The sequence below is a fragment of the Arenibacter sp. F20364 genome (assembly GCF_023015905.1).
In the GTDB taxonomy this organism is placed as follows: Bacteria; Bacteroidota; Bacteroidia; order Flavobacteriales; family Flavobacteriaceae; genus Arenibacter.
On record NZ_JALKBD010000167.1, the window covers coordinates 1 to 362 of the forward strand.

1 protein-coding gene is annotated in these 362 nt (G+C 40.9%); it reads left to right on the forward strand.

Features of this window, described 5'->3' with window-relative positions:
• Positions 1 to 362, forward strand: a 362-nt coding sequence (locus MWU84_RS24175) for a thrombospondin type 3 repeat-containing protein (RefSeq protein WP_246906623.1), incomplete at both ends; no start/stop codon positions are given.

The following is a 362-nucleotide window of genomic DNA, read 5'->3' on the forward strand; positions in this document are numbered from 1 at the left end:
GTTTATGACTTTACAGGAGATGTATTACCTGTAGAAGGAGGAACTATTAGCCCTAAGCAAGGGACATTTGAGTCGGGAGAAAAGGTGACCATAACAGCAATTCCTTCAAATGGATTCTATTTTAAAAACTGGAGTGGTGATATTTCAGGAACAAATACTCCCTATTCACTTACAATAACATCGGATACAGAGGTTATCGCTGTTTTTGAAAAAAACGATACGGATGGTGATGGTGTTCCGGACGATATAGATAAGTGTCCTGAAACATCTGCCGGGGAAACCGTAAATGTGGATGGCTGTGCGGAAAGTCAAGAAGATTCTGATGGAGATGGAGTAACAGATGATCTAGACCAATGTGCAGA